Genomic DNA, 25,449 nt, shown 5'->3' on the forward strand with positions numbered 1-25,449 from the left:
TCAAGGGTTGCTGCTGATGAATATTCTCGTAATCGGTTCCGGCGGGCGCGAACACGCGCTGGCCTGGGCCGCTGCCCGAGACGAAGCCGTCGAGAAGGTCTTCGTTGCACCGGGTAACGCCGCCACCGCTCAGGAAACCAAGTGCCAGAACGTCGACATCGACGTGCTGGCGCTGGATGAACTGGCGGCCTTCGCCAAGGATAACGCCATCGCGCTGACCATCGTCGGCCCGGAAGCGCCGCTGGTGGAAGGTATCGTCAACAAGTTCAATGACCTGGGTCTGCGTGTGTTCGGCCCCACCGCCGGTGCTGCCCAGCTCGAAGGCTCCAAGGCGTTCACCAAGGACTTCCTGGCGCGTCATGCCATCCCGACGGCGGACTACCAGAACTTCACCGAGGTAGAGCCAGCCCTGGCCTACGTCCGTGAAAAAGGTGCGCCGATCGTGATCAAGGCCGACGGCCTGGCCGCCGGTAAGGGCGTTATCGTGGCGATGACCCTGGAAGAAGCGGAAGAAGCGATTCGCGACATGCTGGCAGGCAACGCCTTTGGCGATGCGGGTCACCGCGTAGTTGTCGAAGAGTTTCTCGACGGTGAGGAAGCTTCCTTTATCGTTATGGTCGACGGCGAGCACGTACTGCCGATGGCCACCAGCCAGGACCACAAGCGCGTGGGTAATGGCGATACCGGCCTGAACACTGGTGGTATGGGTGCTTACTCTCCGGCTCCAGTTGTTACCCAGGAGATCCATAACCGCGCCATGGAAGAGGTGATCCTCCCCACCGTGCGCGGCATGGCCTCTGAAGGTAACGAGTACACCGGCTTTCTGTACGCTGGCCTGATGATCATGGCCGACGGCACTCCGAAAGTGATTGAGTACAACTGCCGCTTCGGCGACCCGGAAACCCAGCCGATCATGCTGCGCCTGAAATCCAGCCTGGTTGAGCTGTGCAATGCCGCACTCGACAAGAAGCTGGATCAGGTGGAAGCCGAGTGGGATCCGCGTCCTGCCGTTGGCGTTGTGATGGCCGCTGGCGGCTATCCCGGCAGCTATGGCAAGGGCGACGAGATCAGCCTGCCGGCCGAAGCGCCAGCCGACAGCAAGGTGTTCCACGCCGGTACCAAGCTGGTCGACGGCAAGGTAGTGACTGCAGGTGGACGCGTTCTTTGTGCGACCGCGCTGGGCGACAGCGTGACCGATGCGCAGAAACGCGCCTACGAACTGGTCGATATGATCAGCTGGAAAGACGCTTACTTCCGCACCGATATTGCCTACCGGGCGATAGCGCGGGAAAAAGCGAACTGAGTAGTTTTCGCTCAGCGCTCAGCTACAGCAGCCGCCCTCGGGCGGCTGTTTTTGGTTTAAGGGATAACTTTTTAACAGGGAACACTATGCCACTGGAAGCCTGGCTGGCACTGCTCAGTGCCTCGGTTCTTATCAGCCTCTCACCCGGTGCCGGTGCGGCCACCGCGATGACCTTCGGACTCAATCACGGCGTGCGTGGCGCAGCCCCCGCCGTGGCCGGTCTGATTGCCGGCTTCGGTACCCAGCTGCTGATCGTCGCCGTGGGTCTTGGCGGCCTGGTGGCCACCTCGCCGACACTGTTCCAGGCGATCAAGTGGATCGGTGCAGGCTACCTGATCTGGCTCGGCATCCAGCTCTGGCGCGCCCGCAGCCTCCTGAGTCTGGATCGTGAAACCCGCGGCAGCAAGCGCCAGCACTTTATCAGCGCCTACCTGGTCAATATCACCAACCCCAAGGGGATGGTGTTCCTGGTCGCGCTGATGCCCCAGTTTATGGATCCGACTCTGCCAAGAACGCCGCAACTGCTGGTGATAGCAGCTACACTGCTGATCGTCGACTGGAGTGTTATGACCGGTTACAGCGGCCTCGCCTCGCATCTAAGCCGCTGGATGCAAAACCCGAAGGCACTGCGCTGGCAAAACCGCGTCTCCGGCAGTGCACTGATCCTCGCAGGTCTGGTACTCTCGACAGCAACGCTTTGAAGCGACTCGCTTTGACCGACCAAGGCATTCAGGGACCGATCTAAGATGAAGTGGCCTAGCTCCTGTTTCCTGTTCAGCGCAAACCGTTTTACCACGCTACTCGGCCAGGCTGGCCTGGTTGCAATGATTGCCGGCTGCAGCAGCACCGGCGGTCAGCAGAACCAGCAGGCGGCCGAGTATTGCCTGAGTGCAGGCAAGCAGCAGACCTTCGACTGCAACAATCAGGACGGCAGCCTCTATTCCGGACCGCTGAGGATCCGTGATCTGCCGATCGATGATGAAACTCTTTACGCCCGTCTCGAGGAAACCAAGCGCTGGCTCGCCACGCGTAAAGCCGAACTGACCGGCGAAGCCACCCCGGTAGCCGAGAACACAGAAGAGTTGATCCCCGCGGCGCCCCAAGCTCAGGCTCCGATCAGTACGCCTGAGGAAGCCCTGGCCGCTGCCCTGGCGCTGGCACAGCGGGGCGAGTTCGATACCGCCATGACGCTGGCCCACGAATATCGGGAACTGACCCTGGATGACCTTTCCGCCACGCTAGTAGAGTCCCGCATTCTGTTTATCAAGGCGGATTACGTCCGCGCCCGGCAGCTGCTTGAAGAGAGCATCCAGCGTTATCCACAGGTGCCAGAGCTCTACAATAACCTGGCCGCCATCCAGGCCGCACAGGGCGAAACCGGCGCTGCGATCAACACGCTTCAGGCAGCCTTTGCCACAGACCCAAGCTTTGCCCGCATCCAGGCTAACCTGAAAAACCTCTACAGCGCTTCGGCGCGCCACGCGATGCAACCGGATCTGCCTGCGCCCCGCCCCACCCTGGATATGATCGAGCAGATCCCCTGACCGGGGAGGCGACTCCCCAATTTGGCGCACGCTGATCCACTGCGCCCCATTTTAATCACCGCATGATCATTTTTTGTGCACTCGAGCCGACTAAGGGCGCTTCTCCCGCCGCGTCCGAGTCCGCCCGTGTAATGATGACGACAATCTATCTGGTCTCGCCGCTCACCCACAATCTGGCCCAGCCTGAGCTTCACTAACCCTTCCCCCAGGCAGCCCGGATTTCGCCAGCAGCAAAGCGATAATCCGATGCAACTTGGCGCCAAATCACCAGTCTACTGAGTTAGCGTGATGGGGATGAAGAGCGGCGAAAAACAGTCCCTTCGTCCTATAGCGGCACGTTTAATGCAATTTACTTCTTAAGCAGAGCCATACCGGCCTTTGCAGCCACTCTGACCATACACAGCTAAAACACGCCCACGGGAGATGAAAAAAGAAGTCAGTACAAGCCCTTGCAGACCATAGCTTTGGACTACACTGAAACAGGAATGCGGCGTAATACGCTGTGACAACAACTTTGAAAACAAGTTGTTATGCGAAGAGTCAGCGTCCGAGTACAGGAAGGTGAGCAATGAGTATATTTGATCATTACAAAGCGCGTTATGAATCAATCCAGCAGGAAGAGATGAGCCTGCAGGAGTATCTCAACCTGTGCAAGGAGGACCCGATGGCTTACGCCAATGCGCCTGAGCGAATGCTCCAGGCGATCGGCGAACCGGAACTGATCGATACCTCTCTCGAGTCGAGAATGAGCCGCATCTTTTCCAACAAGGTCATCAAGCGCTACCCGGCATTTCACGAATTCTACGGCATGGAGGAAGCGATTGAAGCGATCGTCTCCTACTTCCGCCATGCCGCTCAGGGTCTGGAAGAGAAGAAACAGATCCTTTACCTGCTCGGCCCTGTGGGCGGTGGTAAGTCTTCACTTGCCGAGCGCCTCAAGGCGCTGATGCAGCACATTCCTTTTTATGCCATCAAGGGCTCACCGGTCTTCGAATCCCCGCTGGGGCTGTTCAACCCGCGTGAAGATGCAGAGATACTGGAAGAGGAATATGGCATCGCACCACGCTACCTGCGTGGCGTCATGTCGCCTTGGGCGGCCAAGCGTCTGCAGGAATACGGCGGCGACATCACCAAGTTCAGGGTGGTCAAACTCTTCCCCTCCATCCTTAACCAGATCGCCATCGCCAAAACAGAACCGGGCGACGAGAACAACCAGGATATATCCAGCCTGGTCGGTAAGGTGGACATCCGCAAACTCGAAGAGTATCCACAGCACGACCCGGACGCTTACAGCTTCTCCGGCGCACTTTGCCGCGCCAACCAGGGTCTGATGGAATTTGTGGAGATGTTCAAGGCGCCGATCAAGGTGCTGCATCCGCTGCTCACCGCTACCCAGGAGGGTAACTACAACAGCACCGAAGGCATGGGGGCCATTCCCTATGATGGCATTCTGCTGGCCCACTCCAACGAATCAGAATGGCAGACCTTCAAGAACAACAAGACCAACGAAGCGTTCATCGACCGTGTCTATATCGTTAAGGTGCCCTACTGCACCCGGGTCACCGAAGAGATCCATATCTACGAAAAGCTGCTCGAGAACAGCTCTCTGAATCACGCTCCCTGCGCGCCGGATACGCTCAACATGCTGGGTCAGTTCTCGGTGCTATCGCGCATGAAAGTGCCGGAAAACTCCAGCATCTACTCAAAAATGCGCGTTTATGACGGCGAGAATCTGAAAGACACCGACCCGAAAGCCAAGTCGATGCAGGAGTACAAGGATTCGGCCGGCGTCGATGAGGGCATGGAGGGTCTCTCCACCCGCTTCGCGTTCAAGATCCTCTCCAAGGTATTCAACTTCGACCCGGCCGAGGTAGCCGCCAACCCGGTGCACCTGCTTTACGTGCTCGAGCGCGAAATCAGTGCACAGCAGTTCCCTGCCGAGGTGCAGGAGCGCTACCTGGGCTATCTGAAAGAGTACATAGCACCGAAGTACATCGACTTCCTCGGCAAGGAGATTCAGACCGCGTATCTGGAATCCTACTCCGAGTACGGTCAGAACATCTTCGACCGCTACGTAACCTATGCCGACTTCTGGATTCAGGACCAGGAGTACCGCGACCCCGAAACCGGCGATATCCTCGACCGTCAGTCGATCAACGAGGAGCTCGAGAAGATCGAGAAGCCGGCCGGTATCAGTAACCCGAAAGACTTCCGTCACGAGATCGTCAACTTCGTACTGCGCGCCCGCGCCAGCAACATGGGCAAGAACCCGGCCTGGAACAGCTACGAGAAGATGCGCACCGTGATCGAGAAGAAGATGTTCGCCAACACCGAGGACCTGCTGCCGGTGATCTCCTTCAATCCGAAGGCATCTTCCGACGAGCAGAAAAAGCATGGCGAGTTCGTCAAGCGGATGATCGAACGCGGCTACACCGAGAAGCAGGTACGCCTGCTGTCGGAATGGTATATCCGCGTGCGTAAATCCCAGTAAGCAGCCATATCGGAGGGCGGCAGAGGCGGCCCTCCGACCACGGGAGTCTTCGGTATGAGCTATATCATCGATCGCCGACTCAACTCGAAGAAGAAGAGCACGGTTAACCGGCAGCGCTTCCTTCGTCGCTACAAGCAGCACATCAAGCGTGCGGTTGAAGAGGCTATCCATGACCGCTCGATCTCGGATATCGAGCGTGGCGGTGAGGTCACCATCCCCCGCCGCGACATCTCCGAGCCTGTTTTCCATCATGGCCAGGGCGGTCAGAACACCCGTATCTACCCCGGTAACAAGGAGTTTGTTACCGGCGATGAATTCCAGCGTCCCGAAAGCGGCGGCGGAGGCGGTTCTGGACAGGGTAAAGCCAGCAACCAGGGAGAGGGCGAAGACAGCTTCACCTTCTCTATCAGCCAGGAGGAGTTCCTCGACTTCATGTTCGAAGACCTGGAACTACCCTATCTGGTGCGTAAGCAGCTGAAAGATGCCACCGCCTTCGAAACCCGGCGCGCCGGCTACAGCACCAGCGGCTCGCCCGACAAACTTCATATTGTGCGCTCCCTGCGTGCCGCCCACGCCCGGCGTATCGCCCTGGGTGGCGGCGATCGCAAGGAGATAAGGGCGCTGCGCAAAGAGCTCTGGGCACTGGAAGCGGTACAGCCCGCTGACGAAGCCTTAAAAGAGCAGATGCAGGCGCTGCGCGACCAGATAGCGGAGCTGGACAAGAAAGCCCGGCGAATGCCGTTCATCGATGACTTTGACCTGCGCTACAACAACCTGGTCAAGGTACCGGTCCCCTCCAGCAAGGCAGTGATGTTCTGTGTGATGGATGTGTCCGGCTCGATGACCCAATCGATCAAGGATATCGCCAAGCGCTTTTTCATCCTGCTCTATCTGTTCCTGCAGCGGAACTACAAGCAGATAGAGCTCGTCTTTGTGCGCCACCACACCCATGCGAAAGAGGTGGACGAGCAGGAGTTCTTCTACTCCCGCGAAACCGGCGGCACCATCGTCTCCAGCGCGCTGCAGATGACCGCGGACATTATCGACAAACGTTACTCACCGGCAGACTGGAACATCTACGTTGCCCAGGCTTCTGACGGCGACAACTGGGATGGCGATTCAGCCACCTGTTCCGACCTGCTGATGAAACGCATTTTGAAAAAAGTGCAGTACTTCGCCTACGTGGAGATCACCACCGGTCCGCACCAGAACCTCTGGTACGAATACGAGCAGGTGCACGAGGCGTTTCCGGATGAGTTCGCCATGCAGCACATCACCGACGCTGGCGAGATCTATCCGGTGTTCCGCAAGCTGTTTGAAAAGCGCACGGAGGGTGCCGCATGAGTGCAGTAAAAGAGCGCACACCAATCTCCACCGGCTCCGAATGGACCTTCGACCTGATCGAGGAGTACGACCGTGAAATCGCCCGGGTGGCAAAAAACTTTGGCCTCGACACCTATCCCAACCAAATAGAGGTGATCACCTCTGAGCAGATGATGGACGCCTACGCCTCCATCGGCATGCCGCTGAACTACAATCACTGGTCATTCGGCAAACAGTTCGTCGAAACCGAGCAGAACTACAAACGCGGCCGTATGGGGCTGGCCTACGAGATCGTCATAAACTCTGATCCCTGTATCGCCTACCTGATGGAGGAGAACACCATCACCATGCAGGCGCTGGTTATCGCCCATGCCTGCTACGGTCATAACTCCTTCTTCAAGGGTAACTACTTGTTCCGCACCTGGACCGACGCCACAGCAATCATCGACTACCTGCTGTTTGCCAAGCACTACATCAGCCAGTGCGAGGAGCGTTACGGCACCGATGAAGTGGAGAAGATTCTCGACTCCTGCCACGCTCTGATGAACTACGGCGTCAACCGCTACAAGCGCCCTCGCCCGCTCACTGCGGCGGAAGAGAAAGAGCGCCAGATGGCCAGGGAAGAGTATATCCAGCGCCACCTGAACGACCTCTGGAACACTATTCCGAAGAAGGAGGCCAGCGGCGAAGAACAGGTGATCCACTACCCGAAAGACCCTGAAGAGAACCTGCTCTACTTCATCGAGAAGAACGCGCCGCTACTGGAGCCCTGGCAGCGGGAGATCATCCGCATCGTGCGTAAGATCGCGCAGTATTTCTACCCGCAGAAGCAGACCCAGGTGATGAACGAAGGCTGGGCTACTTTCTGGCACTACACCATCCTTCACCAGCTCTACGACGAAGGCCTGGTCAACGACGGCTTTATGATGGAGTTCTTGCACTCCCACTCCAGCGTGGTCTATCAACCGGCGTTCGACAGCCCCTACTTCAACGGCATCAACCCCTATACCCTGGGGTACAACATGATGACCGACATCCGACGCATCTGTGAAAACCCCACCGATGAAGATCGTCACTGGTTCCCGGATATTGCCGGCAAGGACTGGATCGAAACGCTCGATTACGCCATGCGCAACTACAAGGATGAAAGCTTTATTCTTCAGTTCCTGTCGCCGAGACTGATGCGGGAACTGCACCTGTTCTCCATCCTCGACGATGCCGAACGGCCCACACTGCGCGTCGATGCAATCCATAACGAAGACGGCTACCAGAAGCTCAGAGAGCAACTGGCGGCGCAGTACAACCTGGGCAACCGTGAACCCAACATCCAGGTTTATAACGTGGATGTACGTGGCGATCGCAGCCTGACCCTGCGCCACTATATGTACAACAACCAGCCTTTGGGCGACTCCACCGATGAGGTGCTCAAGCATGTTCACAGGCTTTGGGGCTTCGACGTCAGACTGGAGTCAGTGACGCCCGCCAACGAGGTGACAAAAACCTATCACTGCCCGCCTAAACCGCTGTCGATGGACCTGGCCTGAGGGGCAGGTTCAACGGGCCGGCTTGAGCCGGTCCCTCGGCGCTCGTTATACTGGCTGCTTTTAATCTTCACTCTCGAGGGAGCCCGATGGACTGTCTGTTTTGCAAAATCGTCGAAGGCGAGATTCCCGCTGATGTTCTCTACCAGGATGAGAAGGTCATTGTTTTCCGTGATATCAACCCCCAGGCCCCTTTCCATGCCTTGGTCATCCCGCGTCAGCATATCCCGACGCTGAACGACATCGCCGACGAAGACTGCGAACTGGTGGGCTATATGCTCAAGATCGCAGGAGATGTAGCCGATGAACACGGCTTCGCGGAGGACGGTTACCGTACGGTGTTCAACTGCAACACCCACGGCGGTCAGACCGTTTACCACATTCACCTGCACCTGCTCGGCGGCAAGCCGATGGGCTGGCCTCCTTACCAGGACACCCTGAAAACCCCCGTCTAAGAATACCCTGGGGGCAACCTTGCCCCCTGCTTCTCCTGCCTCACAGCCCTCTCAGGATAAAACCTGTGCAGTAAATATATATTTTGCTGCGCCGCATCATTTTTCAGTAGTATCGAAACTGTAGTATGAGACTAACCCAAGGACTTGGAGATCATACATGGCAACGATAGAGACCGGTCAGCCGCCGGCCCATAATCAACTGGAATACTTCATTGAGCAGGCGCGGCGTGCCCGCCCTATCAAAACCGCAGTCGTTCACCCGGTGGACCACAACAGTCTTCTCGGCGCTATAGAAGCCGCCGAGCAGGGGCTGATAGAGCCGCTGCTGGTTGGACCGGCAAATAAGATTCAGGCCGCTGCCGACAGTGAAGGCCTGGATATTTCAGGCTATGAGATCGTTGCCACCGAGCACAGTCATATGGCTGCCGAGCGCGCCTGTGAGCTGGTCCGTATGGGTCAGGCCGAAGCGCTGATGAAAGGCAGCCTGGGCACCTCAGAGCTGCTCGCTGCAGTGGTTCACAAGACCCGCGGGGTACGTACCGACCGCCGCCTGAGCCATGTTTTCGTCTTCGACGTTCCCAACTACCACAAACCCCTGGTCATCACCGATGCCGCGATCAATATCGAACCGGACCTGATGGTTAAACGCGATATTGTTCAGAGCGCCATCGAGTTCTGCCAGTCGCTGGGTAATCCGCAACCCAAGGTCGCTATCCTCGCGGCGGTGGAGAAGGTGAAACCCAACATGCAGAGCACCATCGACGCCGCAGCCCTCTGCAAAATGGCCGACCGGGGTCAGATCAAGGGCGGTATCATCGACGGCCCACTGGCCTTCGATAACGCCATCTCCCGTCAGGCCGCCATCGACAAACATATCGACTCCCCGGTCTCTGGTGACACCGATATCCTGCTCGCACCGGACCTCGAGTCCGCCAACATGATCGCCAAACAGCTGATCTATCTGGCCAACGCGAAGTCCGCCGGTATCGCCGTCGGCGCAAGAGTACCGATCATTCTGACCAGCCGCGCCGAAGGCACCCTGGGGCGCCTCGCCTCCTGTGCTCTGGCTTCCTATATGGTTCTGCATCCGGCAAAGGGGAGTTAAAGCATGGATACCATACTGACGGTCAACGGCGGCTCCTCAAGCCTGAAATGCGGACTTTACACCCTCAAGGCCGATGGGCTGCACTGCCTCTATCACCTGAAAGCAGGCAACCTGCAGGGTGACCCGGTGCGCTTCGATATCCTTGATGAAGAGGACAAGCTGCTCGATCACGAGGAGCTGCACTGGAACCATATAGACTTCGAGCAGCGCCACCAGGCTGCGCTGGAACATATTCTCGATTGGCTCAAGGAACATCTGAGCGACGTCAAACTGATCGCCACCGGCCACCGTATCGTTCACGGCGGTGACAAGTTCAGCCACCCCATCCAGGTAGGCGATGCCGAGCTGGACCAGTTGCGCCGCTATATCCCGCTGGCACCGCTGCACCAGCCCTATAACCTGCGTTTACTTGAGGCCTGCGGCACCCTGGCAGCAGACATCCCCCGTATCGGCTGTTTCGACACCATGTTCCACAGCCAGCAGCCGCAGCTGGAAAAGATCTATGCGATCCCCAGGGAGCTCACCGACAGCGGCGTGCATAAGTACGGCTTTCACGGCCTCTCCTACGATTACATCCAGCATCAGCTTGAAGCACTCGGTTGCGGCGATATGAAAACCGTGGTCTGCCATCTGGGAGCCGGCGCCAGCATGTGCGCCATCCGTGACGGCCACTCCATCGCCAGCTCCATGGGATTCACCGCGGTGGACGGTCTGCCCATGGGAAGCCGCTGTGGCAATATCGACCCCGGCGTAATTCTTTACCTTATGCATGAAAAGCAGATGGATGTGGATGCCATCGAGGCAATGATCTACAAGCAGAGCGGCTGGCTGGGTGTATCCGGTATCAGCTCCGACATGATCACCCTGCACCGCGCCAACGATCCGGCGGCGGAGCTGGCGATCGATCTGTTTGCCTACCGCATTGCGCTGGAACTGGGTCGCCTCACGGCGGCGCTGGAAGGGCTGGATCAGCTGGTGTTTACCGGTGGCGTCGGTGAAAACGATGCCGACCTGCGCGCCCGGGTCGCGGCCCGCTGCGGCTGGCTGGGAGTCAGTATCGATGAAGGCCCCAACCGGGAGAACGCCCGTCGTATCGACTCGGTGTCATCCAAAGTTCAGGTTCGGGTGATTCCGACCAATGAGGAGGCGATGATCGCCCAGCGGGTCGCAGAGCTATTGCAGCTGATCTAAGGGGAAAATTAAGTCGCAAAATGAAGGACAGGCTGGGCCCGATAACTGGAACTTGCTCATCTAATCGGGCTGCACCGGCAGTCCCATGATATTGAGGCTCCAGCCCCGCTGCCCATCACCCGGAGAAGTAGCGAAGGCACCGCAGTAGCGGCAGCGGAACAGTTGCCGCTCGCCCAGCTCCAGCATAGGACGGAGGCCCGCATGAGGAGGAGCCTCTCCATTGCTCTCCTTGAGCTCGACGCAGGTACTACACAGATGGTGAGTAGTCATTTTCAGACGTCCCTGTCCTTGTTGTTATGTTCTAGCCGGGTTTGACCTGACGTTGGCGCACAATTTCAAACAGACACACCCCGGTCGCTACTGAGACGTTCAGGCTGCTGACTTCACCAGCCATTGGAATCCGCACCAGCTGATCGCAGTGTTCCCGCGTCAAACGGCGCATGCCCTTACCTTCCGCACCCATCACCAACGCCAGCGAGCCTGACAGGTCGGCCTGGTAAATATCCTGGGTCGCTTCGCCGGCGGTACCGGTTATCCAGATACCATATTGCTGCAGCAGCTGAAGTGTCCGTGCCAGGTTTGTTACCTGGATATAGGGCACCGCCTCGGCAGCGCCGCAGGCGACCTTGATTGCTGTCGCGTTCAACGGCGCCGATTTATCCTTGGGTGCAATTACGGCCAAAGCACCAGCGGCATCCGCCGTACGTAAACAGGCGCCGAGGTTATGCGGATCGGTAACACCATCGAGCACCAGCAGCAGCGCCTGCTTCGGCAGGGACTCCAACAGGCGCTCCAGATCGTTTTCATTACCCGCTTTCAGCGCCGCGGTTTCTGCCACCACGCCCTGGTGCACGCCCTGCGCCAGCTCATCGAGCTTTGCCTTGGGAACAGCCTTAACGGAAATGCCGTTCTGCTCCGCCAGCTCCAACAGAGACTGCAGACGCTTGTCATGACGCCCCTGCAGCACCAGCAGGCGCCTGACGCGGGCAGGTTCGCGATTGAGCAGTGTAGAAACCGCGTGGATGCCGAAGATGATATCCGCTTTCATGACCACTCCATGACGTTTTGCAGACCCGTGAGAAAGCCGCACATTATGGACAAAATGTGTGCTAAAGCCCAGCCGGATTACACCTAGTCTCGGATCATTTAACCCTATTTAAAATAGGCCTTTAGATTTAGGCCGAAGCCCTTTCTAAAGCGCTCTGCCTGAATGCGGCGAACAAACGCCGATTAGCTTTTTACCGCCGCTTCAGCGCAGTTCTGCTTATAAACTCTTATAGTTCAGATTAGCCTTATATTGTAGGAGTGGGGTGGATGCTTCGTAATGCGCTACTGATTCTGGTTGTGCTCCTGGCCGGCTACTTTTTCCTATCCAGGTCAGAGCCGCGGCATCCTGACGGCGTGCTTATAAACAGCACCCCGCGGCAGGTTTCAACCAGCCCCGACAAGCGCTTCGAACATGCAGGCTATACGCTGCAGGCACTGGCTGATTTCGAACTGGAAGCACGGGTGCTGGGCAGGGAAACCTACAGGATAGACAGGGAATCGGACCTGGCGAAGTATGACCTGGCGCTGGGCTGGCAGCGGATGTCAGACAACCGGGTGCTGGAGCAGATCGACATCACTCAATCCGGCCGCTGGTATCGCTGGAAAACCGATCACTACCCTATTCCACGCAGGGAGATCGAGCGCACCAGCGCCAATATGCACATGGTGCCCGCCAATGACTGGATCGAGAGGCAGATCGGCAAACTGGGGCCCGGTGACCTGGTACGGATCAGAGGCTACCTGATAAAAGCGGAAGCCCCGGATGGCTGGCACTGGAAAAGCTCGTTGACCCGCGAGGATACCGGCAACGGCGCCTGTGAACTGGTCTACGTGGAATCCTTTGAGCTGCTTTAATCAGGGCTTAAACGGGTCTGGGCGCAAACATAATGATCGCCATCCCTAGCAGGGCGACTGCGGAGCCAAGGATATCCCAGCCGGTCGGTTTAACTCCATCAACACTCCAGAGCCAGATAATCGCCATACAGATATAGACGCCGCCATAGGCCGCATAGACCCTGCCTGCCGCGGTGGGATGCAGCGTCAGCAGCCAGGCAAACAGAGCCAGGCTCAGTGCCGCTGGTAATAAAAGCCAGACAGGCTTACCCTCGCGCAGCCAGAGGTAGGGAAGATAACAACCCAGGATCTCGGCCAGGGCTGTAACGATAAATAGCGCGACAGTCTTCAATTCGGGCAAATCTTATCCACCTCTTACACGCTGCTCCGTTATCAGGACTAAAAACCGTTATCAGGGCTAAAAACAAAGAAGGCCGCTTAAAAGCGGCCCTCGGGTCTAGTGGGTGCTGACTTATGCCAGACCTTCGAAGACCTTGTCACGGATATCGTTAACACTGCCGACGCCCGGGACATAAACGTATTTCGGCGCAGTCGCTGCGTCTTCTTCGTTCCAGCCGCGGTAGTAGCTGATCAGAGGCTCGGTCTGCTCATGGTAGACCTTGAGGCGCTGACGCACGGTTTCTTCCTTGTCGTCTTCACGCTGCACCAGCTCTTCGCCGGTCTCGTCATCCTTGCCCTCTTCCTTGGGCGGGTTAAAGACGACGTGGTAGGTGCGACCTGAACCCGGGTGCACGCGACGACCGCTCATGCGCTTGATGATTTCTTCATCAGCCACATCGATCTCAACAACCGCATCGATGGTGACGCCGGCGTCCTTCAGAGCATCAGCCTGAGGAATGGTGCGCGGGAAGCCATCGAACAGAAAGCCCTTGGCGCAATCCGCCTCGGCGATACGCTCCTTGACCAGGCCGATGATGATGTCGTCAGACACGAGACCGCCTTCATCCATCACTTTTTTCGCCTGAAGCCCCAGGGGGGTGCCCGCTTTAACGGCAGCGCGCAGCATGTCACCGGTTGAAATCTGCGGGATGCCGAATTTCTCGGTGATAAACTGGGCCTGAGTCCCCTTTCCGGCACCCGGAGCGCCGAGAAGAATAATACGCATGGAAGACAATCTCCTGATTATTTTACGGTAAATCTTTCGTCCGCCGGCCCCCGGCCGGCACCTCTAAATGCCGGCTCGCGCACCCACGAACTTGGAAACCTGTTATCGTTCGACCTTAGCCCGTCGATCTCTATCGCTACAATTCGACATTAGCACTAACAAAGCCGGAAAAGGTGAGAGGGTCCTTCTTCGGCGGGTCGGTTCGATTTCGAACGGAGCAGAGTACGCCATCTGACGGCCTCTGTTCAACCTGACTGGCTCAGCCAGTGTTACGCATTCCGGCAGAAATCCCCGCCATGGTGACCATCAGAGCCTGCTCCAGACGTTTGTCCGGCTGCGTTCTGTCACGATAGAGCAGCTCAGCCTGCAGAAAATGCAGGGGATCGATATAGGGATTGCGCACATCGATCGACTGGCTGATTACCGGGTTGTGCTCCAGCAGCTCGCTGACCTCCTTCACCTGCTTGACCTGCTCTACGGCGGTCTGCAGCCGCGATCTTAGCGACGAGCCCAGAGTAGAAAGTTCTGCAGACACCAGGCGGTGCTCGTAATAAGCGGAAATATGTATATCGCTCTTCGCGAGCACCATCTCCAGCATATCTATATAGCTGCGAAAGAAAGGCCAGTTGCGGTACATATGCTGAAGCGCCGAAAGATCCCCTCTCTCGATGGCGCTGCTGAGCGCCTTGTCTGAGCCAAGCCAGGCCGGCAGCATCAGGCGGATCTGAGTCCAGGCGAAGATCCAGGGGATCGCACGCAGCGACTCGACGCCACCATCCGCCTTACGTTTGGCCGGACGTGAACCCAGCGGCAGCTTGGCCAGCTCCTGCTCGGGAGTCGCGGCGCGAAAGTAGGGAACGAACTGCGGATCCTCGCGCACAATCGCGCGGTAGGACTCAAGCCCAGATCCCGCCAGCCGATCCATCTCCGCACGCCACTCATCGTTTGGCGCCGGCGCCGGCGCCAGCGTTGCCTTGAGGACGGCGCCGGTATAAAGCTCCAGGTTGCGCATCGCCAGTTCAGGGATCCCAAACTTGAAGCGGATCATCTCGCCCTGCTCCGTTACCCGCAGGCTGCCTCCCACCGATCCTGGCGGCTGTGCCAGAATCGCCGTATGGCTTGGGCCACCACCTCGGCCCACTGTGCCGCCGCGACCATGGAAGAGCGTCAGTTTGATACCGTGCTCAGCACAGAGACCGGTCAACGCCTCCTGGGCACGGTACTGCCCCCAGGCCGCAGCCAGTTGGCCTGCGTCCTTGGAGGAGTCGGAGTAACCGATCATCACCTCCTGATGGCCCGAGGCGTAGCTGCGATACCAGTCGATCTCGAACAGCGCCTTGATACAGTCACGGGCGTTGTCCAGGTCATCGAGAGTTTCGAACAGCGGCACCACGCGGATCTTGTGACCTATCCCCTGCTCCTGCAGCAGCAGGATCACCGAGAGTACGTCTGAGGGCTGGCTGGCCATGGAAATTACATAGGACCCCAGGGCTTTCGGATCGGCTTGCGCGACCACTTTACAGGTATCCAACACCTCCTGAACATCAGCGCTCGGCTCCCAGCTGCGTGGCAACAGCGGGCGACGGGAAGAGAGCTCGCGCAACAGGAAAGCCTGCTTATCCGCCTCACTCCACTGGCTGTAACGTCCAAGGCCATAAAACCCGGTCAACTCATCGAACACTTCACTGTGTCGATCCGAATTCTGGCGGATATCCAGCCGCGCCAGGGTGAGGCCAAAGCAGGCTACGCGCCGGATCAGATCTTCAAGCTTACCGGCGGCGATGCTGACCATGCCGTTCTCGATCAGGGAACGATGGCAGAGCTGCAGCGGCGCCAGCAACTGTTCGGGCGTAGTGATCGGCAGCGTACCTTCGGGCTGATGCCCGTCGAGCTGTGCTTCTATCCCTTCGCGGGTGATCAGCAGGTCATGCTTCAGCGTGCCCAGCAGGGCCCGATAGGGTTCGTCCTGGGAACCGGTCTCCGCCAACAGCTCTTTGCTGGCCCGGTACATGGAAAGCTCCGAGCGCAACTCATCCACGGCGCCGATATAAAGATCCAGTGCCACCCAGCGCGCCAACAGCAGTACCTCGCGGGTGACACTGGCAGTTACGTTCGGGTTACCGTCGCGATCGCCGCCCATCCAGGAGGAGAAGCGCACCGGACAGCAATCCAGCGGCAGCTTCTGTCCCAGCGAGCTTTCCACCTCGGCGCTGAGTTGACGCAGAAAGCGGGGTACGGCGCTCCAGAGAGAGTTCTCCAACACAGCAAAGCCCCAGCGGGCCTCGTCCACCGGCGTCGGCCGCTGCTTGCGGATCTCGTCGGTGTGCCAGATTTGGCTGATCAGCTCGTCAACGCGGGTCTGGCAACTTTCCCCCCGGTCCAGCTTTTTCAGGCATTCGGTAATGCCGTCATATTTCTGGATCAGGGTACGACGATTCACTTCGGTAGGGTGGGCGGTGAGAACCAGATCGATATTGAGATCACAGAGAGTCTGACTCAGCTCATCGGCACTGAAGCCCTGTGTTTTCAGGCTGGAGAGCAGCACCCGCAGCGTATCGGGCATCTCCTGAGCGGTGGCATTATCGAGACGACGACGGACCCGGTGATGCTCCTCAGCGATATTCGCCAGGTTGAGAAACTGGGTGAAGGCGCGGGCCACAGGCAGGACTTCATCTTCGTGCAGCTCGCCAAGCGCTTCCAGCAATTGCTGATGCTCGGGCTCATCTTCCACGCGACCGGCTTTTGCCAGCTTGCGGATATGCTCGACCCGGGCGAGAAAATCGCTCCCCAGATCGCTGGAGATAGTACGCCCCAGACTTTCCCCCAACATTCGGACATCATCACGCAGGTCTTCGTGCAGATCGCTCATGTCTGGCTCCCTCAGGACGGAATTGCTTTCATCCTACCCCAATGGAGTGTGCTGCCAACCCCTTACCAATAGAAAGAGCTGGAGAAAGGCTGCGAGCTAGAAAGTTTCATCAATCCTTAACCAGGGACTGGAAGCGCTCAAGCGCCGTCTGGGCGTCCCATTCGGTTGCGTAATTAACACGGCGCTTCCGCTGCTCGGTGAACGACAGTTCGATGCGATAGTGATATCGGGCGCGATCCTCGTGATCGTCGTAACCGATTTCCGCGTTTTGAAGCTCGTTGAGGGAAAAGCGCTCGGCACCTTCAGGGTGGATAAGTGCTAGCTCGCGCCGGGTACTGTCGAGCACCAGCTCCGGACTGCCGCCGAGGCGTTCGCTGATCGCAAAGCCTGACTGCTCCAGCACCGCCTTCTGCTGGTTGCTGCGCTGGAAGTTCCAGACCCCCAGTGCGGCCATAATCAAAATACCGACGAGGACAATCTGCAGCTTGGACAACAGCTAGAGTCCCTGTTGCTTGGCTTCGTCCCACCAGGCATCAAGCTGTTCCAGACTGAAGCAGGACCAGTCACCGCCGTTCGCCTCGACTTGCAGCTCGATATAGCGAAAACGGCGCTCGAACTTGGCGTTTGTACCGCGTACCGCCTGCTCAGGGTCCACATCCAGATGCCTGGCCAGATTGACCTGGGCAAAGAGAATATCGCCCATTTCATCGCGTATTTCCTGCGGACGCCCAGCCTGGATCGCTGCTCGCAGTTCCGCGATCTCCTCTTCGATCTTATCCAGCACAGGCAGCGCCTCGCCCCAGTCGAAACCGACCTTGGAGGCGCGCTTCTGCAGCTTGGCGGCGCGACTCAGGGCCGGCAGTCCCACCGGTACTTCATCCAGCACGCCGCTGCGCTGCTTGGCATTGCGCTCCTGCTGCTTGATCTCTTCCCAACGCTGTCCGACCTGATCCGTATCGATAGCCTGCTGGCGTGACTCACCGCGCAAGGTTTCATCTGGAAACACATGAGGATGGCGCCGTATCAGTTTTTCCACCAGCTGATCGACAATGGCGTGAAAATCGAAGCGTTGCTCCTCATCCCCCAGCTGGGCATAGAAAATCACCTGGAACAGCAGATCGCCGAGCTCATCTTTCAGATGGAGCCAATCCCTGCGCTCGATGGTATCGGCGACCTCGTAGGCCTCTTCCAGCGTGTGCGGCACTATAGAGGCGAAGTCCTGTTCCAGATCCCAGGGACAGCCGCTGACCGGGTCGCGCAGCCGCTGCATCAGGTAGATCAGATCATCCAGGGAGTAACTCACCGCTAACCTCCCCGACGCTCGCGATGCACATCCATGACGTTCTGGATCTGGTTGATCTTGTCCATAACACGGCCAAGCATATCGAGCCGCGCTATCTCTATGGTCAGAGACAGTCGCGCCAGGTTGCTCTTGCGATCAGTGGCGGTGTTGGCGGCCAGCACATTGATATGCTCGTTGGCCAGCACCATCATCACATCACGCAGCAGGCCGGCACGGTCGAACGCTTCGATGGAAACATCCACCGGATATGTCGTTGCGCGCTCCTCGCCCCAATCGACGCCGATCACCCGATCCGGCTCCTGATCCTTCAGCGCCAGCAGGTTGGAGCAGTCCTCACGATGGATGGAGACGCCACGACCCTGGGTGATATAACCCATGATCGGATCGCCAGGCACGGGCTTGCAGCAGGACGCCACCGTCGTCAGCAGGTTACCCACGCCGAGAATACTGACACCCTTACCGCCCTGGCGCGGCTCACTGATACCGCTACCGGGCAAGCCCAGATCCAGCTGCTGATCATCTTTCTCATCACTCTCTACCTGCAGCTGGGCTGCATTGATGATCTGTGAAAGACGCAGGTCACCGGCACCCAACGCCGCATACATATCTTCAGGCTGTTTGTACTGCAGCTTGCGCGACACCTCGGCCATATCGATCTGATGGCTGTCCAGCGCCAACCGGCGCAGTTCGCGCTGCACGATCTCACGCCCGGCGTCGGCATTCTGATCCTTCGCCTGTAGCTTGAACCAGTGAGCGACCTTGGCGCGTGCCCGCGAGGTATTAACATAGCCCAGGTTTGCATTGAGCCAGTCGCGGCGCGGACGCTCCTCACCGGTCAACACTTCGACCTGATCGCCGGTCTTGAGCGGACGGTTCAGCGGTACGATACGACCGTTGATGCGCGCTCCGCGGCAGCGGTGACCGATTTCGGTATGTACCCGGTAAGCAAAATCCACCGGGGTTGCGCCGCTCGGCAGGTCAACCACGTGACCTTCCGGTGTAAATACGTAAACACGATCCTGCACGGCGTCGCCACGCAGCATGTCACTGAGTTCTTCGCTGCCACCCAGCTCGTCATGCCACTCGAGCACCTGTCGCAGCCAGGAAATCTTCTCTTCGTAGCCATCGCGTCGGGCTTTGGTATCCGTGCCCTTGTAAAGGTGGTGAGCACAGACGCCAAGCTCCGCCTCTTCATGCATGCTGAAGGTTCGGATCTGGATCTCTAGCACCTTCCCTTCCGGGCCAAATACCGCGGTGTGCAGTGAGCGGTAACCGTTAGGCTTGGGCGAGGCGATATAGTCGTCGAATTCGTGAGCGATATTGCGCCAGAGGCCGTGAACGATACCCAGCACGGTGTAGCAGTCGCGAATTTCCGGTACCAGGATTCGTACCGCGCGCACATCGTAAACCTGGCTGAATTCGATGTTCTTGCGCTGCATTTTGCGCCAGATACTGTAGATATGCTTGGCGCGGCCCATCACCTCACCATCGATGGCGGCGTCCTTGAGACGATCGCGCAGCATCTCTACCACTTCATTGATGTAGAGCTGACGGTCGAGACGCTTCTCATCGAGCAGCTGGGCGATGTGCTTGTAGTCGTTGGGCTTGAGATAGCGGAAAGAGAGGTCTTCAAGTTCCCACTTGATATGGCCTATCCCCAAGCGGTGAGCCAGGGGCGCGTAGATATCGAAGACTTCACGCGCCACCAGGTAGCGCTTCTTGCGAGAACCATCCTTGACGCTACGGATAGCACAGGTACGTTCGGCAATTTTGATCAGCGCGACGCGCACATCGTCGATCATCGCCACCAGCATTTTGCGCAGGTTATCCACCTGCGCAACACCGGTGCCGAGCACATTATCGACGCTGCGGGGGTTTTTCAGTGATCCGATGGCGGCCATCTGCAGCACACCTTCGATCAGATCGGCGATTACCTGGCCAAAACGCTCACGCACGGTTTTGATGTCGAGCTTGGCTTCACGCACGGAACGGTAGAGGATCGCCGCCACCAGCGTTTCCTGATCCTGATACAACTCCGCCAGAATCTGCGCCATCTCGAGGCCGGTAAGGAAGCTGCCTGCCGTGCTCTCGCTCCAGCTGTCTTCTTCCTCCGGCACATCCTCATAAGCCTTGCGCGCCAGCTCACAGGCGCTCCGAACCTGGTCCAGATCGGAAAGCGGCACCAGCTCCTGCAGCCTTTCGAGCCACAGTTCCAGATCTACACTGCCATCTTCCCTTACCGGGTGGTCTTCTCGAACTTTTACCATGGAGTTACACCACTCCCGTCACTCGCTGCTGCCGCCCGCCCGGACCTTAGCGAACCCTCCCCATACAGGGGCAAGGCTCAAGCTCAAGGCCTGGCGGATGCGATGAACATCCCACACTTCCAGGACAGACTACCGGGCCGGCCCCTTGGCCGGCGGCGCTATTCTAATCGTTCGGGCGGTCTGACGCGAGTCGACCCGTGGCGACGGCCTGTGCGTCAGGGGTTATAAACACCGGTCGAGAGGTAACGATCACCGCGGTCACAGATGATGCAGACGATGGTCGCGCCCTCCACCTGCTCTGCCAGTCGCAGCGCTCCAGCCACTGCTCCACCGGAGCTGACACCGCAGAAGATACCTTCGCGTCGTGCCAGTTCCCGCATGCAGTTTTCGGCATCGGTCTGGGAGATATCCACCACGCGGTCTACCCTTGCGGCCTCGTAAATACTTGGCAGGTAGGCCTCTGGCCAGCGCCGGATCCCAGGAATCTGGGAACCTTCCTGAGGCTGAAGACCCACAATTTCTATCTCTGGATTCATCTCTTTAAGAAAACGGGATGTGCCCATGATGGTGCCGGTGGTACCCATGGAGCTGACAAAGTGGGTGATCGTCCCCTGTGTCTGCTCCCAGAGCTCCGGACCGGTGGTGCGGTAATGAGCTTCGGGGTTATCGGGATTGGAGAACTGGTCCAGTACCCGACCTTCACCGGCCGCCTGCATCTCCAGCGCCAGGTCACGAGCACGCTCCATCCCTTCAGCCTTGGTAACCTGAATGAGTTCAGCACCGTACGCAGTCATCGCCGCCTTACGCTCTTCACTCATGTTATCGGGCATGATCAGCTTCATGCGGTAACCCTTGATCGCTGCGGCCATCGCCAGGGCGATACCGGTATTACCGGATGTCGCTTCGATCAGCGTACCGCCCGGCTTTATCTCGCCACGGGCCTCCGCCAGAGTGATCATGCTCAGGGCTGGACGATCCTTTACCGACCCCGCCGGGTTATTGCCCTCGAGCTTACAGAGAATCAGGTTATCATTAGGCGCCTGGATACGCTGCAGACGCACCAACGGCGTGTGGCCGACACAGTCGGCAATCGTAGGATATTGCACAGACATTTTATGATCCGGGAAGAGGTTGTAATATCTAAATGGAATAAAGGCGGGGGATTTTATTCCGCATATACCGGATAATATCAAGCACACGTCGGAATGGACAGCCTCAGCCCTCCGCGATAACCGTTGCCACCACGTAATGGCGCTCATCGCTGTAGGAGAGGTGCCAGTGCTTGATACCACGACTGATCGCAATCTCTGCAGCGGTATCACAAAAATTGAGCAGTGGCCGGCCAAGGCTATCCTTGGTAATCGTCACATGCTGCCAGCCAACGCCTCGACCTATACCAGTGCCCAACGCCTTGACCGCCGCTTCCTTAGCGGCAAAACGCTTGGCGAGAAACCGGGCCGGTTCTTGGGCCTGTTCAAACAGATCGTATTCCTCGGCGGTAAGAATACGGCGCGCCAGGGTAGCGCGCCGGCTGAGAGCAGCCTCGATTCGGGCCACCTCGCAGATATCGGTGCCAAGCCCCAGGATCATCGACGAATGGCGTCCCTGCGCTCCTGCACACGCTGTTGAGCATTCAGCATCAGCTCACGCATCTCGACCACCGCCTGTTTGAGACCCACAAACATCGCATGGGCGATCAGTCCGTGGCCGATATTCAGCTCATGCAGCTCCGGAATTTCCGCGACCGGCTCTACATTGTGGTAATGCAAACCGTGTCCTGCGTTCACCACCAGGCCGAGATCACGGGCGCGGCGCGCCGCCTGCTTGATCCGCTCAAGTTCAGCATTCTGGCGACTCGGTTCAGCATCAGCATAAGCACCGGTATGCAGCTCTATCACCGGAGCCTGGCAACGGGCGGCGGCTTCAATCTGGGTGGTATCCGGGTCGATAAACAGGGAAACCTCGCAACCAGCCTTGGCCAGTCGCTGGCAAGCCGCCAATACGGCTTCAAAATTACCCGCTACGTCCAGACCTCCTTCGGTGGTGAGCTCTTCACGCTTTTCCGGCACCAGGCAAACATGGGCAGGGCGAATCTCTTCGGCAAACGCGAGCATCTCTTCGGTCACGGCCATTTCGAGGTTCATACGTGTGTTCAGCACCTCGGCCAGCAGGCGAACATCCCGCTCCTGAATATGGCGACGATCTTCGCGCAGATGCACGGTGATACCATCTGCCCCAGCCTCTTCGGCCAGCAACGCCGCATGAACCGGATCAGGATAACGGGTACCGCGCGCCTGACGCAGGGTAGCGATATGATCGATGTTAACGCCAAGAAGCAGACGATTTGGATCTACCACGGTTTACTCCTTAATTCTTTGACACTACCGCTTTGGAAAACAGCAGCCGGCTGTTGAGGGGACGATCCCCAAGCAGTTCACCCAGCACCTCACGCATCAGCAGTTTCGCACTGCGGCGCACACCCGGATCACTATAGTCATCCTCCGCGATAGCACGCAGATGTGAGCCTGGATAGGCTGTGCCAGAGCGGCTGGGGATAAGCCCCTGCTCTGATTGATAAGTGTAGGAAAGCGCTGAATCCTTTACCGACAGGTCCAGCGAGAACCCCAGCTCCTCAAGTAACTGACGCTCAAAGGTGCGCAAAGCGCCCTCTATATCGTCACCGCTCTGCAGCTCATTGAGCACATAGCGGTAATAGAGGAACAAACGTGGACAGGGCTCCCCCGGCTGCAGCAAGCGTTGCAGCAGTTCGTTGACATATAGCCCGCAGAGCAGTGACCGCCCCGCCAGGGGCGGTGATATCTCGACGGTTTCGACCTGGCTCAGGTTTTTAAGCTCGTGTCTCCCCTGCCAGCCCAACTGTAAAGACTGGAAGGGCTGCAGCGAGGATCTAAGCCTGGCGCGGGGGCGCCGAGCGCCCTTCGCAACCGCACTGATCAAGCCCTGTTCAAGAGTGAGTAGATCTACCAGTAGACTGGTTTCACGATAGGGCCGGCTGTGCAGAACATACCCGGCCGAAGCATCGACCCTTGGGCTCATTATTCATGCCTGTAGCCAAGGCTCTGCAGTGCACGCTCGCTATCTGCCCAGCCCCGCTTCACCTTAACCCAGAGATTCAGCATCACCTTGGTATCGAACATCCGCTCCATATCGAGGCGGGCATCACGGCCAATCACCTTGATAACGGCACCCTTGTCACCTATAACGATCTTCTTCTGTCCTTCACGCTCGACCAGGATCAAGGCGCTGATAGTCAGCAGTCCCTCTTCGAACTTGAACTCCTCGATCTCGACCGCGGTACCGTACGGCACCTCTTCACCCAGGTTACGCATCAGCTTTTCGCGCACCAGCTCGGCAGCCACAAAGCGTGAGCTACGGTCAGTGATCTGATCCTCAGGGTACATATGCACACCGGCAGGGATATACCTGGCCACAGTCTCTTCGAGCTGATCGACGTTATGTCCCTTTTCCGCTGAGATAGGGATGATTTCGGCAAAGGAGAGCTTGTTCGACAGCTCTTCGAGCTGCGGCAAAAGCGATGCCTTATCCTTGAGCAGATCAACCTTATTGACCGCCAGAATCACAGGGCAACGGACATGCCGCAGTTTTTCCAGCACCGCTTCGTCCTCTTCGGTCCAGGCGGTTCTGTCCACCAGGAACACAACGAGATCCACATGACGCAACGCCTCGCTGGCGGCACGGTTCATATAGCGGTTCAGCGCTTTGCCCCGTTCGTCGATATGCAGTCCCGGCGTATCCACATAGACTACCTGCATGCCATTCTCGGTTTTGATACCGAGAATCTGGTGACGGGTGGTCTGCGGTTTTTTCGAGGTAATGCTGAGCTTCTGACCCAGAATCCGGTTCATCAGCGTGGACTTACCGACGTTTGGACGCCCTACGATGGTGACGTAACCACAACGAGTTTCGCCTTCTTCCGGCAGTTGATCGATCTGGTCGTTCATGATTTTTCTCCAGACAGGTTGAGCGACTCAAGCGCTGCGCGGGCCGCCTCCTGTTCCGCCTGGCGGCGGCTGTTGCCAACCCCTTCGGTGGGTTCGTTCAGCATCGCCACATCACAGCGGATATGGAAGGTCTGTGCATGTGCCTCACCCTCTACGGAGAGTAGCTCATACTTCGGCAGACTTTCCCTACGTGACTGCAGAAACTCCTGCAGCCGAGTCTTGGAGTCTTTCAGGCTTTCGTTCAGATCCAGCGAATCCAAACGCCCCTGAAACCAACCGAGGATAAACGGACGGACCCTGTCCATATCGGTATCCAGATAGATGGCGCCGATAATCGCCTCAACCGCATCAGCCAGGATGGAATCACGGCGAAAACCGCCACTTTTCAACTCGCCGGAGCCGAGCCTCAGATAGTCGCCAATCCCCAACTCACGGGCGATCTCAGAGAGGGTCTCGCCTTTTACTAAACGCGCACGCAAACGGCTCATCTGTCCCTCGCGGGCTGCCGGAAACTTAGCGTAAAGCGCCTCGGCTATAACGAAATTAAGAATGGAATCCCCCAGGAACTCCAGACGTTCGTTGTTGCGTTTACCGCAGCTGCGATGGGTCAGCGCCAGTTCAAACAGGCTGGCGTCGGAAAAATCATGGCCCAGACGTCGGGCAAGTTCGGAAATAGGTTTAATCAAGGCTTTCTGGCTTCAAAGTGCTCTTCAAAATTAATCACCGCGTCTACGTTGTAGAACATCGGTACACGGCGCTCATATTTAAGGTCGAAATAGATGATGCCTTCTTCAAGCTTGAGCGTTAGATCTTCACGTTCGGGCAGGCGCACCTGATTGATATGAAAGCGTTTATTAATATCGCTACGAATCTCAGGCAAGGGTTTTCTCAACTCCTCCGGATCGAGCGAGATATCCTCAACTACCGACTTGATCGTCAGATGATCCCAATAGGGTGTATAGAGTTTGAAACCAACGGTAAAAAAGATCCCCGCAACCATAATGACGATAAGACTCGCCAATATGGACGCACCTTCCTGCCTGGTTCTGCAAACGCTCATCCCGCTC

Annotated in this window: 25 protein-coding genes; 10 read left to right on the forward strand and 15 right to left on the reverse strand. The window is 57.8% G+C overall.

Features of this window, described 5'->3' with window-relative positions:
- Positions 1–16 precede the first annotated feature (16 nt).
- The 9 genes from purD (at position 17) to C4S72_RS16970 (ending at position 10,953) form a co-directional block, all read left to right on the forward strand.
- Positions 17–1,303, forward strand: coding sequence for a phosphoribosylamine--glycine ligase (gene purD / locus C4S72_RS16930; protein ID WP_104004340.1), 1,287 nt, complete (start codon positions 17–19; stop codon positions 1,301–1,303).
- Between the two features lie 86 nt (positions 1,304–1,389).
- The gene (locus tag C4S72_RS16935; RefSeq protein WP_104004341.1) at positions 1,390–2,004 is read left to right on the forward strand and encodes a LysE family transporter; all 615 of its coding nucleotides are present in this window, start codon (positions 1,390–1,392) and stop codon (positions 2,002–2,004) included.
- 45 nt (positions 2,005–2,049) lie between these two features.
- Positions 2,050–2,847, forward strand: coding sequence for a tetratricopeptide repeat protein (locus C4S72_RS16940; protein WP_104004342.1), 798 nt, complete (start codon positions 2,050–2,052; stop codon positions 2,845–2,847).
- A 568-nt stretch (positions 2,848–3,415) separates the two neighbouring features.
- Entirely contained in the window at positions 3,416–5,338 is a 1,923-nt protein-coding gene (locus C4S72_RS16945) for a PrkA family serine protein kinase (RefSeq protein ID WP_104004343.1), read from the forward strand.
- Between the two features lie 54 nt (positions 5,339–5,392).
- Positions 5,393–6,682 carry a YeaH/YhbH family protein gene (locus C4S72_RS16950; RefSeq protein ID WP_104004344.1) on the forward strand — a complete coding sequence of 430 codons (1,290 nt, stop codon included), beginning with the start codon at positions 5,393–5,395 and terminating at the stop codon, positions 6,680–6,682.
- Entirely contained in the window at positions 6,679–8,205 is a 1,527-nt protein-coding gene (locus C4S72_RS16955; protein ID WP_104004345.1) for a SpoVR family protein, read from the forward strand. The genes C4S72_RS16950 and C4S72_RS16955 overlap by 4 nt, the downstream gene beginning before the upstream one ends.
- Positions 8,206–8,291: 86 nt before the next feature.
- The gene (locus tag C4S72_RS16960; RefSeq protein ID WP_104004346.1) at positions 8,292–8,657 is read left to right on the forward strand and encodes a histidine triad nucleotide-binding protein; all 366 of its coding nucleotides are present in this window, start codon (positions 8,292–8,294) and stop codon (positions 8,655–8,657) included.
- A gap of 157 nt (positions 8,658–8,814) precedes the next feature.
- Positions 8,815–9,762 (forward strand): bifunctional enoyl-CoA hydratase/phosphate acetyltransferase, encoded by a 948-nt coding sequence (locus C4S72_RS16965; RefSeq protein WP_104004347.1) that lies wholly within the window; start codon positions 8,815–8,817, stop codon positions 9,760–9,762.
- A gap of 3 nt (positions 9,763–9,765) precedes the next feature.
- Positions 9,766–10,953, forward strand: coding sequence for an acetate/propionate family kinase (locus tag C4S72_RS16970; RefSeq protein ID WP_104004348.1), 1,188 nt, complete (start codon positions 9,766–9,768; stop codon positions 10,951–10,953).
- 60 nt (positions 10,954–11,013) lie between these two features.
- Here C4S72_RS16970 and C4S72_RS25670 read toward each other — a convergent pair whose 3' ends face one another.
- Positions 11,014–11,223 (reverse strand): hypothetical protein, encoded by a 210-nt coding sequence (locus C4S72_RS25670; RefSeq protein ID WP_146071918.1) that lies wholly within the window; start codon positions 11,221–11,223, stop codon positions 11,014–11,016.
- Positions 11,224–11,254: 31 nt separating this feature from the next.
- The gene (rlmB, locus tag C4S72_RS16975) at positions 11,255–12,001 is read right to left on the reverse strand and encodes a 23S rRNA (guanosine(2251)-2'-O)-methyltransferase RlmB (RefSeq protein WP_104004349.1); all 747 of its coding nucleotides are present in this window, start codon (positions 11,999–12,001) and stop codon (positions 11,255–11,257) included.
- Positions 12,002–12,267: 266 nt separating this feature from the next.
- Between rlmB and C4S72_RS16980 the strand changes: the two genes are divergently transcribed.
- Positions 12,268–12,855 (forward strand): hypothetical protein, encoded by a 588-nt coding sequence (locus C4S72_RS16980; RefSeq protein WP_104004350.1) that lies wholly within the window; start codon positions 12,268–12,270, stop codon positions 12,853–12,855.
- Between the two features lie 7 nt (positions 12,856–12,862).
- On the opposite strand, the gene C4S72_RS16985 is transcribed toward C4S72_RS16980, so the two are convergent.
- From C4S72_RS16985 to C4S72_RS17045, 13 genes are all read right to left on the reverse strand, one after another.
- Complete coding sequence (locus C4S72_RS16985; protein ID WP_104004351.1) at positions 12,863–13,195, reverse strand: YnfA family protein; 333 nt, start codon at positions 13,193–13,195, stop codon at positions 12,863–12,865.
- 111 nt (positions 13,196–13,306) lie between these two features.
- Positions 13,307–13,960, reverse strand: a complete 654-nt coding sequence (gene adk / locus C4S72_RS16990; protein WP_104004352.1) for an adenylate kinase — start codon at positions 13,958–13,960, stop codon at positions 13,307–13,309.
- Between the two features lie 259 nt (positions 13,961–14,219).
- Positions 14,220–16,829 (reverse strand): phosphoenolpyruvate carboxylase, encoded by a 2,610-nt coding sequence (gene ppc / locus C4S72_RS16995; protein ID WP_104004353.1) that lies wholly within the window; start codon positions 16,827–16,829, stop codon positions 14,220–14,222.
- Positions 16,830–16,938: 109 nt separating this feature from the next.
- The gene (locus C4S72_RS17000; RefSeq protein ID WP_104004354.1) at positions 16,939–17,322 is read right to left on the reverse strand and encodes a hypothetical protein; all 384 of its coding nucleotides are present in this window, start codon (positions 17,320–17,322) and stop codon (positions 16,939–16,941) included.
- 3 nt (positions 17,323–17,325) lie between these two features.
- Positions 17,326–18,132 (reverse strand): nucleoside triphosphate pyrophosphohydrolase, encoded by an 807-nt coding sequence (gene mazG, locus C4S72_RS17005; protein WP_268807710.1) that lies wholly within the window; start codon positions 18,130–18,132, stop codon positions 17,326–17,328.
- Between the two features lie 2 nt (positions 18,133–18,134).
- Positions 18,135–20,399, reverse strand: a complete 2,265-nt coding sequence (relA, locus tag C4S72_RS17010; RefSeq protein WP_104004355.1) for a GTP diphosphokinase — start codon at positions 20,397–20,399, stop codon at positions 18,135–18,137.
- A gap of 215 nt (positions 20,400–20,614) precedes the next feature.
- Positions 20,615–21,511, reverse strand: a complete 897-nt coding sequence (gene cysM, locus C4S72_RS17015) for a cysteine synthase CysM (RefSeq protein ID WP_104004356.1) — start codon at positions 21,509–21,511, stop codon at positions 20,615–20,617.
- 103 nt (positions 21,512–21,614) lie between these two features.
- The gene (acpS, locus tag C4S72_RS17020) at positions 21,615–21,989 is read right to left on the reverse strand and encodes a holo-ACP synthase (protein ID WP_104004357.1); all 375 of its coding nucleotides are present in this window, start codon (positions 21,987–21,989) and stop codon (positions 21,615–21,617) included.
- Entirely contained in the window at positions 21,986–22,756 is a 771-nt protein-coding gene (gene pdxJ, locus C4S72_RS17025) for a pyridoxine 5'-phosphate synthase (protein ID WP_104004358.1), read from the reverse strand. Before pdxJ ends, acpS begins: the two co-directional genes overlap by 4 nt.
- A gap of 10 nt (positions 22,757–22,766) precedes the next feature.
- Positions 22,767–23,456 carry a DNA repair protein RecO gene (gene recO / locus C4S72_RS17030; RefSeq protein ID WP_104004359.1) on the reverse strand — a complete coding sequence of 230 codons (690 nt, stop codon included), beginning with the start codon at positions 23,454–23,456 and terminating at the stop codon, positions 22,767–22,769.
- Complete coding sequence (gene era, locus C4S72_RS17035; protein ID WP_104004360.1) at positions 23,456–24,382, reverse strand: GTPase Era; 927 nt, start codon at positions 24,380–24,382, stop codon at positions 23,456–23,458. Before era ends, recO begins: the two co-directional genes overlap by 1 nt.
- On the reverse strand, positions 24,379–25,068 hold the full coding sequence (gene rnc, locus C4S72_RS17040) for a ribonuclease III (RefSeq protein WP_104004361.1): 690 nt from the start codon (positions 25,066–25,068) through the stop codon (positions 24,379–24,381). The genes era and rnc overlap by 4 nt, the downstream gene beginning before the upstream one ends.
- Positions 25,065–25,442: a DUF4845 domain-containing protein gene (locus C4S72_RS17045; protein WP_104004362.1), complete on the reverse strand. Its 378-nt coding sequence runs from the start codon at positions 25,440–25,442 to the stop codon at positions 25,065–25,067. Before C4S72_RS17045 ends, rnc begins: the two co-directional genes overlap by 4 nt.
- Positions 25,443–25,449 lie beyond the last annotated feature (7 nt).

This window comes from Marinobacterium lutimaris (assembly GCF_900108065.1).
Lineage (GTDB): Bacteria > Pseudomonadota > Gammaproteobacteria > Pseudomonadales > Balneatricaceae > Marinobacterium_D > Marinobacterium_D lutimaris.

Bases quoted from the DNA above. Each gene is read 5' to 3' on its own strand.
- acpS (WP_104004357.1), bottom strand. From the start codon at position 21,989: ATGATCCTGGGGCTTGGCACCGATATCTGCGAGGTGGCCCGAATCGAG.
- adk (WP_104004352.1), bottom strand. From the start codon at position 13,960: ATGCGTATTATTCTTCTCGGCGCTCCGGGTGCCGGAAAGGGGACTCAG.
- C4S72_RS16955 (WP_104004345.1), top strand. From the start codon at position 6,679: ATGAGTGCAGTAAAAGAGCGCACACCAATCTCCACCGGCTCCGAATGG.
- C4S72_RS16940 (WP_104004342.1), top strand. From the start codon at position 2,050: ATGAAGTGGCCTAGCTCCTGTTTCCTGTTCAGCGCAAACCGTTTTACC.
- C4S72_RS17045 (WP_104004362.1), bottom strand. From the start codon at position 25,442: ATGAGCGTTTGCAGAACCAGGCAGGAAGGTGCGTCCATATTGGCGAGT.
- C4S72_RS16980 (WP_104004350.1), top strand. From the start codon at position 12,268: ATGCTTCGTAATGCGCTACTGATTCTGGTTGTGCTCCTGGCCGGCTAC.
- purD (WP_104004340.1), top strand. From the start codon at position 17: ATGAATATTCTCGTAATCGGTTCCGGCGGGCGCGAACACGCGCTGGCC.
- era (WP_104004360.1), bottom strand. From the start codon at position 24,382: ATGAACGACCAGATCGATCAACTGCCGGAAGAAGGCGAAACTCGTTGT.
- C4S72_RS25670 (WP_146071918.1), bottom strand. From the start codon at position 11,223: ATGACTACTCACCATCTGTGTAGTACCTGCGTCGAGCTCAAGGAGAGC.
- C4S72_RS16945 (WP_104004343.1), top strand. From the start codon at position 3,416: ATGAGTATATTTGATCATTACAAAGCGCGTTATGAATCAATCCAGCAG.
- cysM (WP_104004356.1), bottom strand. From the start codon at position 21,511: ATGTCTGTGCAATATCCTACGATTGCCGACTGTGTCGGCCACACGCCG.
- rlmB (WP_104004349.1), bottom strand. From the start codon at position 12,001: ATGAAAGCGGATATCATCTTCGGCATCCACGCGGTTTCTACACTGCTC.
- C4S72_RS16935 (WP_104004341.1), top strand. From the start codon at position 1,390: ATGCCACTGGAAGCCTGGCTGGCACTGCTCAGTGCCTCGGTTCTTATC.
- C4S72_RS16960 (WP_104004346.1), top strand. From the start codon at position 8,292: ATGGACTGTCTGTTTTGCAAAATCGTCGAAGGCGAGATTCCCGCTGAT.
- C4S72_RS16970 (WP_104004348.1), top strand. From the start codon at position 9,766: ATGGATACCATACTGACGGTCAACGGCGGCTCCTCAAGCCTGAAATGC.
- relA (WP_104004355.1), bottom strand. From the start codon at position 20,399: ATGGTAAAAGTTCGAGAAGACCACCCGGTAAGGGAAGATGGCAGTGTA.
- C4S72_RS16950 (WP_104004344.1), top strand. From the start codon at position 5,393: ATGAGCTATATCATCGATCGCCGACTCAACTCGAAGAAGAAGAGCACG.
- C4S72_RS16965 (WP_104004347.1), top strand. From the start codon at position 8,815: ATGGCAACGATAGAGACCGGTCAGCCGCCGGCCCATAATCAACTGGAA.
- ppc (WP_104004353.1), bottom strand. From the start codon at position 16,829: ATGAGCGATCTGCACGAAGACCTGCGTGATGATGTCCGAATGTTGGGG.
- recO (WP_104004359.1), bottom strand. From the start codon at position 23,456: ATGAGCCCAAGGGTCGATGCTTCGGCCGGGTATGTTCTGCACAGCCGG.